The organism is Myxococcus llanfairpwllgwyngyllgogerychwyrndrobwllllantysiliogogogochensis (genome assembly GCF_006636215.1).
In the GTDB taxonomy this organism is placed as follows: domain Bacteria; phylum Myxococcota; class Myxococcia; order Myxococcales; family Myxococcaceae; genus Myxococcus; species Myxococcus llanfairpwllgwyngyllgogerychwyrndrobwllllantysiliogogogochensis.
This window is the reverse complement of record NZ_VIFM01000915.1, coordinates 1-407: the sequence shown is the minus strand read 5'-3', so window position 1 is coordinate 407 and position 407 is coordinate 1. Positions and strand designations below refer to the sequence as shown.

The following is a 407-nucleotide window of genomic DNA, read 5'->3' as shown; positions in this document are numbered from 1 at the left end:
ACCCGCACCCGCGTGCCGATCGCATAGCGGATGCCGGTGCGCTCGCCGCGCAGCTCCTGGCGCGCCTCGTCGAACTTGAAGTACTCGCCCCCGAGTTCGGTGATGTGCACCAGGCCTTCGACGTACATCGCGTCCAGCGTCACGAAGATGCCGAAGCTGGTCGCCGCCGTGACCAGGCCGCTGAATTCCTCGCCCAGGTGCTCACGCATGTACTTGCACTTGAGCCAGGCTTCCACGTCACGGCTCGCCTCGTCCGCGCGGCGCTCGTTGGCGCTGCAGTGCAGGCCGGCGGCCTCCCAGGCCTGCACCTCGCGGGCCGCCGAGGCAGACAGCGGCTTGCGCGGCTGCTGGGTGGGCGCCGGCACGCGCGCGGCCAGGCGCTTTGCGAGCTTGGCATGGGCCTCGCC

General features: G+C 71.0%; 1 protein-coding gene. It reads right to left on the bottom strand.

Features of this window, described 5'->3' with window-relative positions; genetic code table 11:
- Nucleotides 1-407 (bottom strand): S1 RNA-binding domain-containing protein (locus FJV41_RS57590; protein WP_141649679.1); only part of this gene is annotated, 407 nt, incomplete at both ends.